This window comes from Mycolicibacterium setense (assembly GCF_000805385.1).
GTDB classification, from domain to species: domain Bacteria; phylum Actinomycetota; class Actinomycetes; order Mycobacteriales; family Mycobacteriaceae; genus Mycobacterium; species Mycobacterium setense.
Genome location: NZ_JTJW01000003.1, coordinates 275,781 through 289,311, shown reverse-complemented (window position 1 = coordinate 289,311; position 13,531 = coordinate 275,781). Strand labels below are relative to the sequence as shown.

Below are 13,531 nucleotides of genomic sequence, written 5' to 3'. Positions count from 1 at the left end.
GCGAGGGGCGCCCGGTATGGGCGCCCCTCGCTGGTGTCCTGTGTCAGCGACCGTTGCCGAACACGGGTGTGACGGCGCCGGTGCTGGCATGCTGCTGGATGTCGTGCACCCACTGGTGGTGGGAGATATCAGCTTGCGCCGGGGCGGCCAGGCCGACGATAGCGGCGGCGAACCCTGTGGCGATCATGCTCGCAAAACCAATCTTCTTCATGTCGAAGCCCTTCGTTCTTGGGCGTTCGAGCCGTGGCGTGTGTGTCGCGGTTCGGACGTCTGTCCATCGGTTCGGGGGATTCCTACCCGGTCTGACTTCCACAACACGCAGGTCAGCGCAGTTAATTCCGATGGCAGAAATTGAGCGGCGGCTGGCAGAAACAGCGGATCTCGACGTGCCGGCGCGCCGTTTCCACTGCAGGGTTGCTCTTCCGCACTGGCCACGACCCAGCGGCAGAAAACGGCGTACACAAGGGCTTCACAGCGCGGTTCATAAGTACTACATTCGGTAGTAGTCGAGTCCTGGGGGAACGATGCGGTGGCGCGGAGTGAATCATGTCGAGTTCGCGGTGTTGGACTACGACGAATCGATCGCGTTCTACGACGCGATGTTCGGCTGGCTGGGGTTCAGCAGCTTCTCCTCGCTGAACATGGAGTATCAATCGATCTACTACATGACGCGATTCGTCAACCCACACAGCTACATCGGCATCCAGCCCGCACGCACCGGTGACAAGCTCACCCATACCGACCAGGCCGTCGGCATCAACCACATCGCGCTATGGGCCCGAAACCGCAAGGAAGTAGACCATTTTCACCGCGACTTCCTGATCGCCCGCGATATCCCGGTCACCGATGAGCCCAAGGACTACCCCCAGTACTGGCCAGGCTATTACGCGGTCTTCTTCGACGATCCGATCAACGGCATCCACTGGGAGCTGGCCTGGGTGCCGAAAGTTCCTACCCCACGGCAGGTCTGGTCGTTCTATCGAACAATGCGGGCGTTCGGTAAGCAGCGCCCGGACCTGGCGAACTCGGTGCCCGGCATCGCCCTGCAGGCGATGCGGCCGTTGCCGGGCAAGTGACACGCCAGCCTAGGCCAACGCGACACCCAACTCGTGGGCGAACACCTTGATCATGTGCTGAACCGCGATTTCATTGCGGCCGATGATCATGTGGTCGTGCTGGCCGTGCCGGACCCCTTCTCCGCACTGCGGGAGCATCGCGAAATCCTCGTCACGTACCGCTGCGTGAACTCCTTCGTAGACGGCGTCGTAGCCCGCCCGCATGTCGTCATTGGTCGCCGGGATGCGTCCCATCCAGCTGTGCCGCACCGTGCAGCGGGTGGGCTCCCCCTCGGGCAACATGTCGATGATCTCCACGCCGACGGGGCTGTTCGCGAGGATGAGGTTCGGATAGACCCAGTAGATGACGCCCATGTTGGCCGACGGGTCGTATGAGGCGCCTGGATCCTCGGCGAGATTCTTGATCCAGTTGAACGGGAATCCGATGCGGTGGTGCTTGCCGAATTCGTCGTAGATCGCGGTGTTCGGCAGGGTGTTCTGGCCGATCAGGCTCTCCCCGTGGACGAATGGGAAGTGATAGCCCTCCGCGAACGCCTCGAGCGCGCCCTTCCACGACACTTCGGAGGAGAACTCGCGGTCGATGTGGTAGCCGTAGGCTTCGTAATTCCATTGCGCCAGTTCGGGTCCGAGCGTGCCGAGATGCGCGTCGAGGTCGATGGTGGCGTCTGCGGTCAGAACCGCCCAGACGAAACCGTGACGCTCCTCCGACGGCAACTCCACCAGGCCGTACTGCGCAGGGTCCATCGTGTCGAAACCGGCCTTGCCCGGCACCATGAACAGCTCACCGGTGTTGCGGTAGGTCCACGCGTGATACGGGCAGACGAACCGGGACGCGTTGCCGGACCCGCAGGCGGGCATGGCACCGCGGTGTCGGCAGTAGTTCAGGAACACATGGACGGCGCCCGTGCGGTCGCGGGTGACCAGCAGTGAGTCGCCGAGCACCGAGCGGACGACGAAGTCGTTCTTCTGCGCGATCTGAGCCGACGGCACGATCGCCAGCGGAACCCGACGCAGAATCTGGGATTCCTCGATCTCGGTGATCTTCGGGTCGCGGTAGTAGTGCAACGGCACCTTCAGCACCGCGTCGGCCATATCCGTCGTCCCCTCGACGGCGTGCCGCAGAGCGCGGCGGGTCAGTTCCTCATCGGTGCTGCTCACTGGGGTGACGGTCATAAACTGACCATACAATGACCATCGACTGTATTGTCAAGATCTGATCGTCATCCGTGCGACGATCGACAGATGCGCAGGCACGGCTGGTCGGGAGACATTCCCGCCGACGACGACGAAGCCGAGCGCCGCATCATCGACGCGGCGCGCCGGGCCATCGACGCGCGCGGCACGGTCAGCGTGTCCGAGGTCGCGCAGGCCCTCGGCGTGACCCGGCAGACGGTGTACCGCTACTTCCCCACCCAGGAGAGCCTCATGGTCGGCACCGCCGTGTCATCGGTGGACGGCTTCCTCGACCGGTTGGCCGCGGAACTGGGTTCGATCACCGACCCCAGCGAAGCCGTCGTCGAAGGCATCGCCTACACCGCTGAACAGATTCCACATGACCGCTACCTCAGCCTGGTCCTGCAACCCGGCAAGGCCAGCGCCTTCACCGCGGGCGTCACCTCGGACCTCGCCATCGAGTTCGGCAAATCGATCCTGCGGCGTTTCAACATCGATTGGCCTGCAGTCGGTTTCGATGGGGCGGTGTTCGACCAGCTGGTCGAGTTCATGCTGCGGACACTGCAGTCATTCATCATCGACCCGGGTGGGCCGTCACGCCATGACTCCGGCCTGCGTACCTACCTGCGCGACTGGGTGGCCCCCGCAGTTTCCGCGCACACCTCCGTCCATCGCTGAGTCACAGCGTCGCAACGCCTTCGAAGCATGTGGTGGTGACACCGCCGACCCAGACCGTCCCATCGGATTCAGCCACCACACTGATCTCGCCGGCCCGGCCGAGCCGCACACCCTGCGAGACGCGGTAGTGCGCCGGTGCGGCGCCGGTACTCGTCAACCATTGCCCTACCGAGGCATTCATGCTGCCGCACACCGGATCCTCGGGAACGCCGACCCCGGGCGCGAACGTCCGCATTTCGTAGTCGTGCGCCGACCCGGGCGGATATGCGCCGATGACGCCGACCATGGCCATGGGGATCCGCGCCAATTCAGGTTCCAGTTCGAGCACTCGTTGGGCGCTGGCCAGTACGAGCACGGCCCATCCGGGACCGTTGTCCACCCACTGGTGAGCGAGGACGTCGGCGCGGGACACCCCGAACGAGTCGACGATCTGATTCAGGTACTCGTCATCGAGAAGTCCGGACCGCAGCGTCGGCGGTGCCTGGAAGTAGACCTCGGAGTCGCGTTGCCGGATCTCCACGAGTCCGGCACCGCATTCCTGCACGATGCATCCCTCACGCCCGGGTTGTCCGCCGTGCCCGAGCCAGGCGTGTGCGGAACCGAGCGTGGGGTGCCCGGCGAACGGGAGTTCGCTGCCCGGGGTGAAGATGCGCAGACGGTAGTCGGCTTCAGGCCTCGTCGGCGGCAGTACGAACGTCGTCTCCGACAGATTGGTCCAGCGCGCAAGCCGTTGCATCGCAACGTCATCGAGGCCGTCGCTGTCGAGTACGACCGCGACGGGGTTGCCAAGGTACGGGGTCCGGGAGAAAACGTCGACCTGGGCGAATGCACGATGACGGGGCATTCTCTATCTACCTTTCAGTCCTGACGGGCCACGTTCTGATCGATGTGGGCCTCGGTGGCGGCCCACGAGGCGAGCAGATCAAGGGCATGCGCGGTCGGCGACGCTGGTTCGGCGACGTAGATCGTCATGGTCAGACCCGGATCAGAGATCATGTCGACGCTCTCGTAGGCCAGTTCCAGGTTGCCGACGACCGTGTGATGAAAATGCTTGGTCCCCGCCCCGTGCAGTCTGACATTGTGGGAACTCCAGAGTCTTCTGAATTGTTCGCTACGGGTGGACAATTCGCCGACCAGGTCGTGCATCGCCTTGTCGTGCGGGTCCCGTCCGGCTTCGGTACGCAGGATCGCCACGCAGGTATCGGCGGCGGTGTCCCAATCGGGATAGAAACGGCGGGAGTCGTCATCGAGGAAGGTGTACCGGGCGAAGTTCGGCACACCACCGGGTTCGCGGTCGTATAGGTCGGCGTGCATGGCGCGGCCGAGGTGATTGGTGGCCAACAGGTCCATGCGCCCGTTGCGAATGATGGCCGGCGGCCCGATACCGTCGAGCACCCATTGCAGCGCGGGACGAGGCGTCCATCGGGTGCTCGGGCGACGACGCGGACGCATGCCGGCGCTCGTGCCGTCGGCGGCGTGGGCGAGGTGGAACAGATGCGCACGTTCGGCGTCATCGAGTTGTAGAGCCCGGGCCAGTGCGTCGAGCACCGACGCTGACACACCGCCGAGTGAGCCGCGTTCGAGTTTGGCGTAGTACTCGACGCTGACTCCGGCCAGCGCGGCGACCTCGCTGCGGCGCAGTCCGGGCACCCTGCGCTGACCTGACTCGGGCAGACCCGCCTGCTGAGGGGTGATCTTGGCTCGCCGCGAGGTCAGGAACTCGCGAACCTCGGTGCGGTTGTTCACACATTCGACGGTACGACCGGCAACCCGCTCGTGGGATGCCCTTTCAGTACACCTTTCATCAGTGACTCCCTCATCCCTCGGCTCCCGGGTTGCCTGGAAGCATGCTCCTTTCCACCGAACGTGAACCCGTCGACACCGAGCACAGACCCCGGCTCCCTGCGCTGGTCTACGTCGTCGCCGCCGGGATCTTCCTGATGGGCACGACCGAGTTCATGCTCGCCGGCCTGCTGCCCGACGTTGCCTCCGACCTCGGCGTCGACGTCACCCGCGCCGGGATGCTCATCACCGCTTTCGCGGTCGGCATGATCATCGGCCCGCCGATCATGGCGCTGGCAACGCTGCGCCTACCGGCACGGGCCACGCTCGTCGGCGCCCTGCTCGTCTTCGCCGCCGGTCACATCGTCGCCGCGCTCAGCGACTCGTTCACGGTCGTCGCGGTGTCCCGGGTGATCACCGCCCTGGCGACGGGCACTTTCTGGGCGATCGGGGCGGTGGTGGCGACGACGGTCGCGGGCCCCGCTGCCAGAGCACGAGCGCTGGCGGTGATGTCGGGTGGGCTGAGCCTGGCGGTCGTCGCCGGAGTGCCACTCGGTACGTTCGCGGGCCTGTTCACCGGGTGGCGGGGCCCGTTCTGGATGCTGGCCGCCCTGGCGGTGGTCACCGCAGTGGCGGTGCGGCGTATGGCTCCGGCAACGATCGGCGAGTCATCCTCGGACGGATCGATCAGCACCCAGATTTCGGCCGTTCGCTCATGGCGGATGTGGGTGGTGCTGGCGGCGATCGTGCTCGCCCAGGCCGGGTTCCTCGGCATGTACAGCTTCATCAGCCCGCTGCTGACCGACCGGGCCGGGATCCCGACGGCACTCGTGCCGGTCGTTCTGGTCGGATTCGGCATCGGCGCGCTGGTGGGCACGGTCGTCGGCGGACGCTTCGGTGACCGGCATCCGTGGGCCACCATCATCGTGGCGGTGGCGTCGTCCACGGTGGGGATGCTCGTGCTGGCCTCGACGTCGAGCAATCCGACCATCACCGTGGCGCTGGTGGTGCTGCTCGGCGCCTCCGGCCTCGGCGCCAATCCCGTCCTGATCGCGCAGACCCTGCGGTATGCCGGCGCCGGCTCGACCCTGGCCTCGTCGCTGGCCACCGCCGCGTTCAACCTCGGCACCGCCATCGGCTCAGCCCTTGCCGCGGCCACGTTGTCGACTTCGCTGGGGCTGGTCGGCCCGGCGGTGCTCGGCGCGGCGATCACCGGAACCGCGCTGGCACCTATCGCCGCGCTGGCGCTAATCCACTACCGCACAAGTATTTTCGATCGACAAGGAGATCCGAGATGACCATCACTCCCCTGGGCCGACGCAGCATGCTGAAGCTGGCCGGAGCCCTTTCCGCACTGACCGCCTTGACCGCGTCGGGATGCGGACCGTCACAACCCAGCGCCGCACCGGCAGCACCCACGGCCGGCCTCGCTGCAGGCGATACCTCACGCGGCGCGGACAACTTCTTCGTCAGCGACCGAGTGGACGTCCAGAAGGTCTCGTTCAAGAACCAGTACCAGATGAAGGTGGTCGGCAATCTGTTCGTGCCCCGGGACCTGGACCGCTCCCGGAAGACGGCGGCGATCGTGGTCGGACATCCCATGGGTGCGGTGAAAGAACAGAGCGCCAACCTCTACGCCACCAAGATGGCCGAACAGGGCTTCGTCACGATGTCGCTGGATCTGTCGTTCTGGGGCGAAAGCGAGGGCCTGCCACGCAACGCGGTCTCTCCGGACATCTACGCCGAAGACTTCAGCGCCGCCGTCGACTACATGCGCAGTCAACCGTTCGTCGACCGGGAACGAGTCGGGGCGATCGGTGTGTGCGGCAGCGGCAGCTTTGTGATCAGCGCGGCCAAGATCGACCCCCGCATCAAGGCGGTCGCCACCGTGAGCATGTACGACATGGGCGCGGCCAACCGCGACGGACTGCGAAACGGCCTCAGCCTGGAAGCGCGCAAGCAGATCATCGCGCGGGCAGCCGAACAGCGTGACGTCGAATTCTCCGGCGGCGGAGCAGAATTCACCTCCGGCACGCCCGAAGAGCTCACCGCGCAGTCGACGCCGATCGACCGCGAGTTCTACGACTTCTACCGCACCGCACGGGGTTTCAGCCCGAACACCACCACGCATCCGACGCTCACCAGCAACGTCAAGTTCATGAACTTCTATCCGTTCGCCGACATCGAGACCATCTCACCGCGCCCGATGCTGTTCATCACCGGCGAACAGGCCCACTCGCGCGAGTTCAGTGAGGACGCGTACCGGCTTGCCGCTGAACCCAAGCGGCTGGTCGTCGTCCCAGGTGCCGGTCACGTCGATCTCTACGATCGAGTGGGCCTCATCCCGTTCGACGCATTGACCACGTTCTTCCGTGAGCACCTGACCCGCCACTGATCGCGAGGGCGAGCAACCGAGGCGTACGCTCACCCACGTGGTGGACCTCTCCTATGTCATCGCCGGATCCGAAGCCACTGGCGGCGCCGGCCTGCAGGCAGACCTGCGGACGTTCCAGCAGTACGGCACCTACGGCGTGGGCACCGTGACGTGCATCGTTTCGTTCGACCCCGAGAACAATTGGGGCCACCGATTCGTCGCCGTCGACCCACAGGTGATCGCCGATCAGATCGAAGCCGCGACGTCAGCGTATGACCTCGACGTCGTCAAGATCGGCATGCTCGGTACGCCCGCAACCATCGACGTCGTCGCAGAGGCTCTCGCCCGCCAACCGTGGCGGCACATCGTCGTCGACCCCGTGCTGATCTGCAAAGGCCAGGAGCCCGGTGCCGCACTCGACACCGACACCGCCCTGCGCCGCCAGATCCTGCCAATGGCCAGCGTGGTCACCCCCAACCTGTTCGAGGCCCGCACGCTGGCCGGGATGGATGACATCTCCTCCATCGAGGACCTCGTCGAGGCGGCCCGACGCATCGCCGATCTCGGCCCCACCTACGTTGTCGTGAAGGGCGGGGTCGAGTTTCCCGGTGACGACGCCATCGATGTCCTCTTCGACGGGAGCGACGCTGAGATCCTGCGCGCACCGAAGGTGGGACACGCCCGCGTCGCCGGCGCGGGATGCACTCTGGCAGCGGCCATCACCGCCGGCCTGGCCAAGGGGTCCAGCGTCCCGGAGGCGGTGCGCCTGGCCAAGGACTTCACCACCGCCGGGATCGTCGATCGGATCAGCGGTAACGCGCCGTTCGACACCGTGTGGCAGGGTGCGGGCAGCACGACTCGCTGATACCGATCACCTGGGCGCGATTCCCAAAGCCCCGGCAAGGGATTCGTAGATCCGGAACGCGTCGTCGTCATACACCTGGAGCAGGACCTCCGGCATCTGCGGATGCGGCGCCGAATGCTCGCCCACCACCTGGATCTGCACGTGATTTGCCCCGGCGGCCAGATGATCGCGCAATCCGCGCGCGACCGTTGCCGCGTCGCCGTGGACGGCGAGCTGGTCGATCAACCGGTCACTGCCGTCGCCGGCGAGGTCCTCATCCGTGAAGCCAAGTCGTCGTAGGTTGTTGGTGTAGTTCACCAATCCGAGATACGGGTGCTTGATCCGCGGACGAGCGAGAGCACGCGCCCGTTCGGGGTCGGACTCGAGTACCACCTTCTGTTCGGGTGCCAGTATCCGCTGAGGCCCCAACGCCGCCCTTGCGCGACGGGTGTGCTCGGGCGTAACGAGGTAGGGCACCGAACCGGCGGCGCGCTCGGTCGCCAGTGCCAGCATCTTCGGGCCGAGTGCCGCCAGCGCCCGCTTCTCGCGGGGCAACGCATGTGCATCGAGCGCATCAAGGAACCCGGTCAACGTCGCCATCGGCGTGCGGTATTCGCCAACCTGTTCGGGATGGCCCACTCCGATGCCGAGCAGCAGGCGGTCCGGATAGGTCCGCTCGAGCCGCCGGTACTCTGCCGTCAATGTTTCCGCATCGCCGCGATAGATGTTGTAGATGCTGCTCGCCACCACCAAATGGTCCGTGGCAGCCAGCAATTCATCGATCCCCGAAAGATCCGGCTCCGGGCCACCCAACCACAGGGCCGTATAGCCCAGGTCCTCGATCCGCTTGGCCATTTCGGGTGTCGTGGCATACGCCGGTTGCCAGACACCGAACTCACCGAGATTCACTGCACACCTCCAGTCACACGCTGATACCTCACGAGCGTGACTCGAGAAAAATGGACCAGCAAGTCCAAAGTTTTACAGCTATCGAGCAACCAGAAGTGTGCCTACGTCACGACGCGCTCCTGTTGTTGACACTCACCAGCCCGCCTGATCCAACGAGTCCAGCGGCGGCGCAAGGGCCTCGAGTCCCACTGTCATCGTGTCGTGGTCGCGGAGCGCACCGAACGACAGCCCGGAGAGGAGCTCGATGTCGGCGACGGATTTCTGGAACATGACGACTTTGCCGATGTCGGTGAATGATTCGGTGTCGGAGCCGAACGCCGCGTCCAATGCCGCGTTCTGATCGGCCAGAAACGCCGTGGCGCGGAGGTTGCCGTCGACGGCGCTGACCCGCACGACGATCTTCCAAAACTGCCGCGGCACGTTGACACCCCGATACAGCGGATCCTCGGCACCGAACACCGGCCCGGTGATGACGGTGATCTGACGCTTCTCCGCCCCTGCGTTGTTGAGGGCGTAATTCTCGATGCCGGCCCACAGGTGCTGGTTGAAGGCCGAGATCTGCGGGCAGCAGTTGGCGAAGTGGAAAGTGTCGTCCGCGGCCTGTTTGGCGGCGACCGGGCTGCCCCACGCCGGATCGAGGCGACGCACCATGTGTCCGCGGTCGAACAGTCGCGGCTTCTGCCGTTCGAACACGTCCTGGTCGAGCTGTTGTTCGGGTCGCAGCCGCGGGTCGGTGTACCAGGTTTCGACGGCCTCGACCTCGCCCGTCGAACGGTTGATCTTGCGCAATCGCCGACCGTCGATGTTGACGATGGTGAACAGCGGCATCCGCCGGTCGGCACGGATCACCAGGCTGAAGTGGTGGTAGCGCAAAACCACGTTGGCTGTCGACCGTTTGAGACCCTTCGGAACGGCGCACAGTGCCAGCATCTTCGGCGGGATCGACGGAACGGCAATGGCTTTGGACAGGAACTCCGGATCGTAGCCCGAGCGATTGCTGTAGTCGGGGTTCGGTGCGTCATTGCGCTCGAGGACCGATGGTCGCACTGAGTCGGATTCGTCCTCGGCAATCGTGCCGACTGGCGGCGCTGAGTGAAGTCCGGCCATGTCGCCGGTGATGACCAGCCGGGGCAACACCAAGTCGGCGGTCACCACCGTGGGCGACGTTCCGACCACCGAGGCACCGTCGCGACTGCTGACCGGAACGGACGCCACCGCGGTACCTTCGAGCGGCGTGTCGGCGGCCGGTGGATTGAGCGCCTCGGCCAGTAAATCGCGTAAACCGGAAGGCAATTGATCGTGCCGGATGCGTAGGGCGTCGACGATGGCGCTGATCCGGATGCCCTCATTGCACTCCTCCGGAACAGGCTGACCGTCTTCGAGTTCGGTGTCGTTGCGGCCACCACCCGCGTGATGCAGGGCGACCAGACTGAATTGATCGTTGAAGACCGGGCTGCCGCTGGAGCCGTGAAGAGTGTCGGCGGCGTAGTAGAGCGTGACGCCCTTCTTACCGCGACCGATCACCCGGTTGTCACGCAAGGCGATCTGTTTGTAATCGGCGTCGGGGTGTTCGATGATCGTGACGTGGTCGCCTTCGGCGTGTTTGTCCTGCGCCGATGACAGTGGGCTCCAACCGAAGTCAGCCAGGTTGCCGTCGCCGGCCTTCCGCGGCCCGACCGCGATCAGCGAGACGTCGAGTTCGTCCTCCACGCTGGTCCAGAAGAAAGTTGCCGGGTCGAGCCGAAACTCGCTGACGGCTGCGGGCACGTCGTCGATGTCGAGTTGGTAGTTGAACTGAATCGAGGCCGATGCCGCGCTCTGGGCATCTGCGATCACGTGGTTGTTGGTCATGAACAGCCGCGGCGACACCATCACGCCGGTGCCCAGTGGCCGGCGCTTGCCGTCGATGACACGCGCCACCGCGTGCGCGGACAACCTGGCCTTCTCCACGTAGTAGATCGGCACGAAGTCACTGGTCGGACCGATGATCTTCTCCAGCTCACCCTTCATCTGAGGCTTGACCAGGGCGGCCACCTTGTCCTTGCCGGACTGCGGGAGGTTGTTGAGCAGATCGAGGTCACCTCCGACCACCTTGTCGATCTGCGTCGAGGTCAGGTCACCGGCGGTGATCGCGGCGACGCGACGAACCAAGCGGCAGTGGTCGGGTTCCATGAAGACGTTCGACATGACGGCTACCTCATTTACGTCGGGATATCGCTGTAACCAGTCTTTTCTCCACCGGTTTGCGGCACACGCGTAGGTGGCTACTCGTTTCCGCTGCGTGGAGGCGTCCTGGCTGACCCGCGTCGAGAGATTGCACTTTCAGTGCGCTATATTGCACTGATGGACGAGGCCGCGGCTAAGCTGGCCACCGCGATCGGTGCGCGCGTGAAACAGGAACGCGCCACACGCGGCTGGACGCTCGATCAGCTTGCGGCCGCCGCGTCGGTGAGCCGGCGCATGGTGATCAGCGTCGAGCACGGCGAGGTGAATCCCAGCGTCGGGACACTGCTGCGGCTCAGCGACGCGCTCGGAGTGGGCTTGCCCGCCCTGGTCGAGCCGCCGGAGACCCGCTCGGTCAAGGTCACCCGCGCCGGCGACGGCGCACAACTGTGGAGCGGCGCGGCCGGCGGTCGTGGCGTTCTGGTGGCGGGCACAACGCCACCGGACGTTGTCGAGTTGTGGGACTGGTCGCTCGGACCCGGCGACCGCCATGCCAGTGAAGCTCATGCCGCAGGCACCGAGGAACTGATTCACGTGCTCGAGGGGGCGATCAACGTCGAGGTCGACGACGAGGTGATCACCCTGCAGGCCGGGGATGCACTGTCCTTCCCCGGCGACGTCGAGCACGGTTACGCCAATCCGCACGATGTACCCGCCCGGTTCGCCCTGACCGTGTTCGAACCTGGCGTGGGCGCCGCCCAACGACCCCGAGGAGACTGACATGCTGATCCACCCGTGGGACGCCGCTCTCGACGAGGCCGAATGGCAGAACTGGCTGGCCGGCACCGATCGATTCGGGATCCTGGGCGTCAACAACCTCGACCCCGCTGCCGCGCCGGTGATGGTGCCCACCCAGTTCACCCATGCGGGCACCGAACTGCTGCTGCATCTGGCCCGACCCAACCCGGTCTGGCCGCACCTGGAAGCTGCCATCGAGGTGCGCATGACGGTGATCGGTGACTACGCCTTCATCCCCACCTACTGGCGCGCCAAGGCGGGTGGTCCCGATGAGGACGGGGTGCCCACGAGTTACTACTCATCAGTGCAGTTCGTCTGCCGCCCAACGATTCTCGATGATGCGGAAGACAAGGTCCGGATCCTGTCCGCTCAGCTCGCCGACTTCCAGCCCGAGGGCCGCCACGCGACCGTCGCCGTCGGGGAAGACCCTTACGGGCGGATGCTGCCCGGCATTCGCGGGATCCGCCTGGAGGTGGTGCGGGTGGAAGCAAAGTTCAAGTACGACGATGCCAACCCCGTCGAGCACCGGGAGCGCGTCATCGACAACCTCGAACAGCGCGGCCACGGTCTGGACAACGCCGCCGCGGCCCAGCAGCGCCGACGTCTGGCCGCGATCGGTGACTGGAAGCTCAGGCGCAAGGGAAGCGGAAAATGAGGGCATCGAGTAGGCGCTGCACCTCGTTGAGCCGTGCGCGCACCGCAATCTGATGATGATGCGCGCCAGGACGACCGAGCCTGACCCGCTCCTCGATCCGCGCCAACTGTGACTGGACGTCGGCCATTTCAGCTTCGAGCAGCACGATGAACGCTTGTGCCTGACGCACGTCAGCCCCGGCCCGGGGAGCCCGATTCAGCATGGGAGCGGGCGCGGCCACCGGCCGATGCCAGAATGGATCAACAGGTTCTGCCGTCATCGCCATACGGTGGCACTGTCCACCGGCGATTCAGTTTCCCGGCCGTATCCGTCCGGTAAGGGCCTGTTCACACAGCTCCCAACCGCCGTGTGAGCAGCGCCAATCCCCGCCGAATCGCGGGCCACCCTTGTAGCTTCGAAATTGGAGAGCCAGAAAGTACGAGCGAACAAGGAGGAAGACCAATGACCAATCGTTCAGGAAGTGCGTTCTCCCGACGCACGTTCATCCGCAGCGCAGCCGTCACCGTGCCCGTCATCGGGGCCGCAGTCATTGCACCAGTTGCCCTTGCGGCACCACCGGAATGCGGTGATCCATCCGGCAAGGTCGGCAATTGCGCGGCTCAGCTGCCGCAGGAGTTCACCTCGACGAGTTTCAGCACGACAGCGATCGTCGGCGGCACCAACTACTCAATCCTGTTCAGCACCAACATCAGACGCGGCCCACTCATCCCCTCGGGCACCACCGGCTATCGGATCAGAAGTGTCAGCGTGTCCGGCACCAAGCTCGACGGTGCCCCGTTCTATCTCACCCCGGGCATCGGCGAGGTGGGTCCCCGACTGCTCAACGCCCTGTCCGCGTCATCTCTCGGTTTCGCCCTCGACGTGCCCTGGGATCCGAACCAGCTCGTGCGTTCGTTCCTGTACACCTACGACGTCGAATTCCTCACCGGCCTGACGGTGAACCAGACCTGCCGCTACACGACGACGATGACGCTCGCGGACAACGGGATGACACTCGGCGGCGTGGGATCGGTCAACTTCTCCACACCGATGCTCGCCGAGTGCGAGGTAGCCCCACCGCCTCAGTAGGCCAACGGCCC

At 65.2% G+C, this 13,531-nt stretch carries 15 protein-coding genes; 8 read left to right on the top strand and 7 right to left on the bottom strand.

The features are described from left to right. Nucleotides 1-43: 43 nt before the first annotated feature. Complete coding sequence (locus tag QQ25_RS30480; protein ID WP_101906366.1) at nucleotides 44-211, bottom strand: hypothetical protein; 168 nt, start codon at nucleotides 209-211, stop codon at nucleotides 44-46. A 313-nt stretch (nucleotides 212-524) separates the two neighbouring features. Between QQ25_RS30480 and QQ25_RS02850 the strand changes: the two genes are divergently transcribed. Continuing rightward, the gene (locus QQ25_RS02850; protein WP_039377021.1) at nucleotides 525-1,076 is read left to right on the top strand and encodes a VOC family protein; all 552 of its coding nucleotides are present in this window, start codon (nucleotides 525-527) and stop codon (nucleotides 1,074-1,076) included. A 9-nt stretch (nucleotides 1,077-1,085) separates the two neighbouring features. Here QQ25_RS02850 and QQ25_RS02845 read toward each other — a convergent pair whose 3' ends face one another. Further along, nucleotides 1,086-2,249: an aromatic ring-hydroxylating oxygenase subunit alpha gene (locus tag QQ25_RS02845; RefSeq protein WP_039377019.1), complete on the bottom strand. Its 1,164-nt coding sequence runs from the start codon at nucleotides 2,247-2,249 to the stop codon at nucleotides 1,086-1,088. A 69-nt stretch (nucleotides 2,250-2,318) separates the two neighbouring features. On the opposite strand from QQ25_RS02845, the gene QQ25_RS02840 reads away from it, so the two are divergent. Then, nucleotides 2,319-2,927 (top strand): TetR/AcrR family transcriptional regulator, encoded by a 609-nt coding sequence (locus QQ25_RS02840; protein ID WP_039377016.1) that lies wholly within the window; start codon nucleotides 2,319-2,321, stop codon nucleotides 2,925-2,927. A gap of 1 nt (nucleotide 2,928) precedes the next feature. Here QQ25_RS02840 and QQ25_RS02835 read toward each other — a convergent pair whose 3' ends face one another. Next, complete coding sequence (locus QQ25_RS02835) at nucleotides 2,929-3,771, bottom strand: PhzF family protein (protein ID WP_039377013.1); 843 nt, start codon at nucleotides 3,769-3,771, stop codon at nucleotides 2,929-2,931. A 14-nt stretch (nucleotides 3,772-3,785) separates the two neighbouring features. After that, a complete protein-coding gene (locus QQ25_RS02830) occupies nucleotides 3,786-4,673 on the bottom strand; it encodes a helix-turn-helix transcriptional regulator (protein WP_039313118.1) in 888 nt (295 codons plus the stop codon). Nucleotides 4,674-4,774: 101 nt separating this feature from the next. On the opposite strand from QQ25_RS02830, the gene QQ25_RS02825 reads away from it, so the two are divergent. The 3 genes from QQ25_RS02825 to thiD are packed head-to-tail and all read left to right on the top strand — an operon-like array spanning nucleotide 4,775 to nucleotide 7,948. Continuing rightward, nucleotides 4,775-6,007, top strand: a complete 1,233-nt coding sequence (locus QQ25_RS02825) for an MFS transporter (protein WP_052235583.1) — start codon at nucleotides 4,775-4,777, stop codon at nucleotides 6,005-6,007. Next, complete coding sequence (locus QQ25_RS02820; RefSeq protein WP_039377011.1) at nucleotides 6,004-7,104, top strand: alpha/beta hydrolase; 1,101 nt, start codon at nucleotides 6,004-6,006, stop codon at nucleotides 7,102-7,104. Before QQ25_RS02825 ends, QQ25_RS02820 begins: the two co-directional genes overlap by 4 nt. Nucleotides 7,105-7,141: 37 nt before the next feature. Further along, nucleotides 7,142-7,948: a bifunctional hydroxymethylpyrimidine kinase/phosphomethylpyrimidine kinase gene (thiD, locus tag QQ25_RS02815; RefSeq protein ID WP_039377010.1), complete on the top strand. Its 807-nt coding sequence runs from the start codon at nucleotides 7,142-7,144 to the stop codon at nucleotides 7,946-7,948. 6 nt (nucleotides 7,949-7,954) lie between these two features. On the opposite strand, the gene QQ25_RS02810 is transcribed toward thiD, so the two are convergent. Then, nucleotides 7,955-8,836, bottom strand: coding sequence for a TIGR03620 family F420-dependent LLM class oxidoreductase (locus tag QQ25_RS02810; protein WP_039377008.1), 882 nt, complete (start codon nucleotides 8,834-8,836; stop codon nucleotides 7,955-7,957). A 132-nt stretch (nucleotides 8,837-8,968) separates the two neighbouring features. Further along, nucleotides 8,969-11,023, bottom strand: coding sequence for a DNA/RNA non-specific endonuclease (locus tag QQ25_RS02805; protein WP_052235582.1), 2,055 nt, complete (start codon nucleotides 11,021-11,023; stop codon nucleotides 8,969-8,971). A 156-nt stretch (nucleotides 11,024-11,179) separates the two neighbouring features. Here QQ25_RS02805 and QQ25_RS02800 point away from each other — a divergent pair, with 156 nt between their 5' ends. Then, a complete protein-coding gene (locus QQ25_RS02800; RefSeq protein WP_039377007.1) occupies nucleotides 11,180-11,779 on the top strand; it encodes a helix-turn-helix domain-containing protein in 600 nt (199 codons plus the stop codon). A gap of 1 nt (nucleotide 11,780) precedes the next feature. Further along, the gene (locus QQ25_RS02795) at nucleotides 11,781-12,452 is read left to right on the top strand and encodes an FMN-binding negative transcriptional regulator (protein ID WP_039377005.1); all 672 of its coding nucleotides are present in this window, start codon (nucleotides 11,781-11,783) and stop codon (nucleotides 12,450-12,452) included. Here the strand turns inward: QQ25_RS02795 and QQ25_RS02790 are convergent. Then, on the bottom strand, nucleotides 12,427-12,711 hold the full coding sequence (locus QQ25_RS02790) for a hypothetical protein (RefSeq protein ID WP_131546071.1): 285 nt from the start codon (nucleotides 12,709-12,711) through the stop codon (nucleotides 12,427-12,429). The two genes, QQ25_RS02795 and QQ25_RS02790, sit on opposite strands and share 26 nt — an antisense overlap. 182 nt (nucleotides 12,712-12,893) lie before the next feature. Here QQ25_RS02790 and QQ25_RS02785 point away from each other — a divergent pair, with 182 nt between their 5' ends. Then, nucleotides 12,894-13,520, top strand: a complete 627-nt coding sequence (locus QQ25_RS02785) for a hypothetical protein (RefSeq protein ID WP_039313099.1) — start codon at nucleotides 12,894-12,896, stop codon at nucleotides 13,518-13,520. Nucleotides 13,521-13,531: the final 11 nt, after the last annotated feature.

What these genes read in the sequence shown, in the direction of transcription:
- QQ25_RS02840 (WP_039377016.1), top strand. Translation starts at nt 2,319, where the DNA reads ATGCGCAGGCACGGCTGGTCGGGAGACATTCCCGCCGACGACGACGAA.
- QQ25_RS02795 (WP_039377005.1), top strand. Translation starts at nt 11,781, where the DNA reads ATGCTGATCCACCCGTGGGACGCCGCTCTCGACGAGGCCGAATGGCAG.
- QQ25_RS02800 (WP_039377007.1), top strand. Translation starts at nt 11,180, where the DNA reads ATGGACGAGGCCGCGGCTAAGCTGGCCACCGCGATCGGTGCGCGCGTG.
- QQ25_RS30480 (WP_101906366.1), bottom strand. Translation starts at nt 211, where the DNA reads ATGAAGAAGATTGGTTTTGCGAGCATGATCGCCACAGGGTTCGCCGCC.
- QQ25_RS02790 (WP_131546071.1), bottom strand. Translation starts at nt 12,711, where the DNA reads ATGACGGCAGAACCTGTTGATCCATTCTGGCATCGGCCGGTGGCCGCG.
- QQ25_RS02845 (WP_039377019.1), bottom strand. Translation starts at nt 2,249, where the DNA reads ATGACCGTCACCCCAGTGAGCAGCACCGATGAGGAACTGACCCGCCGC.
- QQ25_RS02785 (WP_039313099.1), top strand. Translation starts at nt 12,894, where the DNA reads ATGACCAATCGTTCAGGAAGTGCGTTCTCCCGACGCACGTTCATCCGC.
- QQ25_RS02805 (WP_052235582.1), bottom strand. Translation starts at nt 11,023, where the DNA reads ATGTCGAACGTCTTCATGGAACCCGACCACTGCCGCTTGGTTCGTCGC.
- QQ25_RS02850 (WP_039377021.1), top strand. Translation starts at nt 525, where the DNA reads ATGCGGTGGCGCGGAGTGAATCATGTCGAGTTCGCGGTGTTGGACTAC.
- QQ25_RS02825 (WP_052235583.1), top strand. Translation starts at nt 4,775, where the DNA reads ATGCTCCTTTCCACCGAACGTGAACCCGTCGACACCGAGCACAGACCC.
- QQ25_RS02820 (WP_039377011.1), top strand. Translation starts at nt 6,004, where the DNA reads ATGACCATCACTCCCCTGGGCCGACGCAGCATGCTGAAGCTGGCCGGA.
- QQ25_RS02835 (WP_039377013.1), bottom strand. Translation starts at nt 3,771, where the DNA reads ATGCCCCGTCATCGTGCATTCGCCCAGGTCGACGTTTTCTCCCGGACC.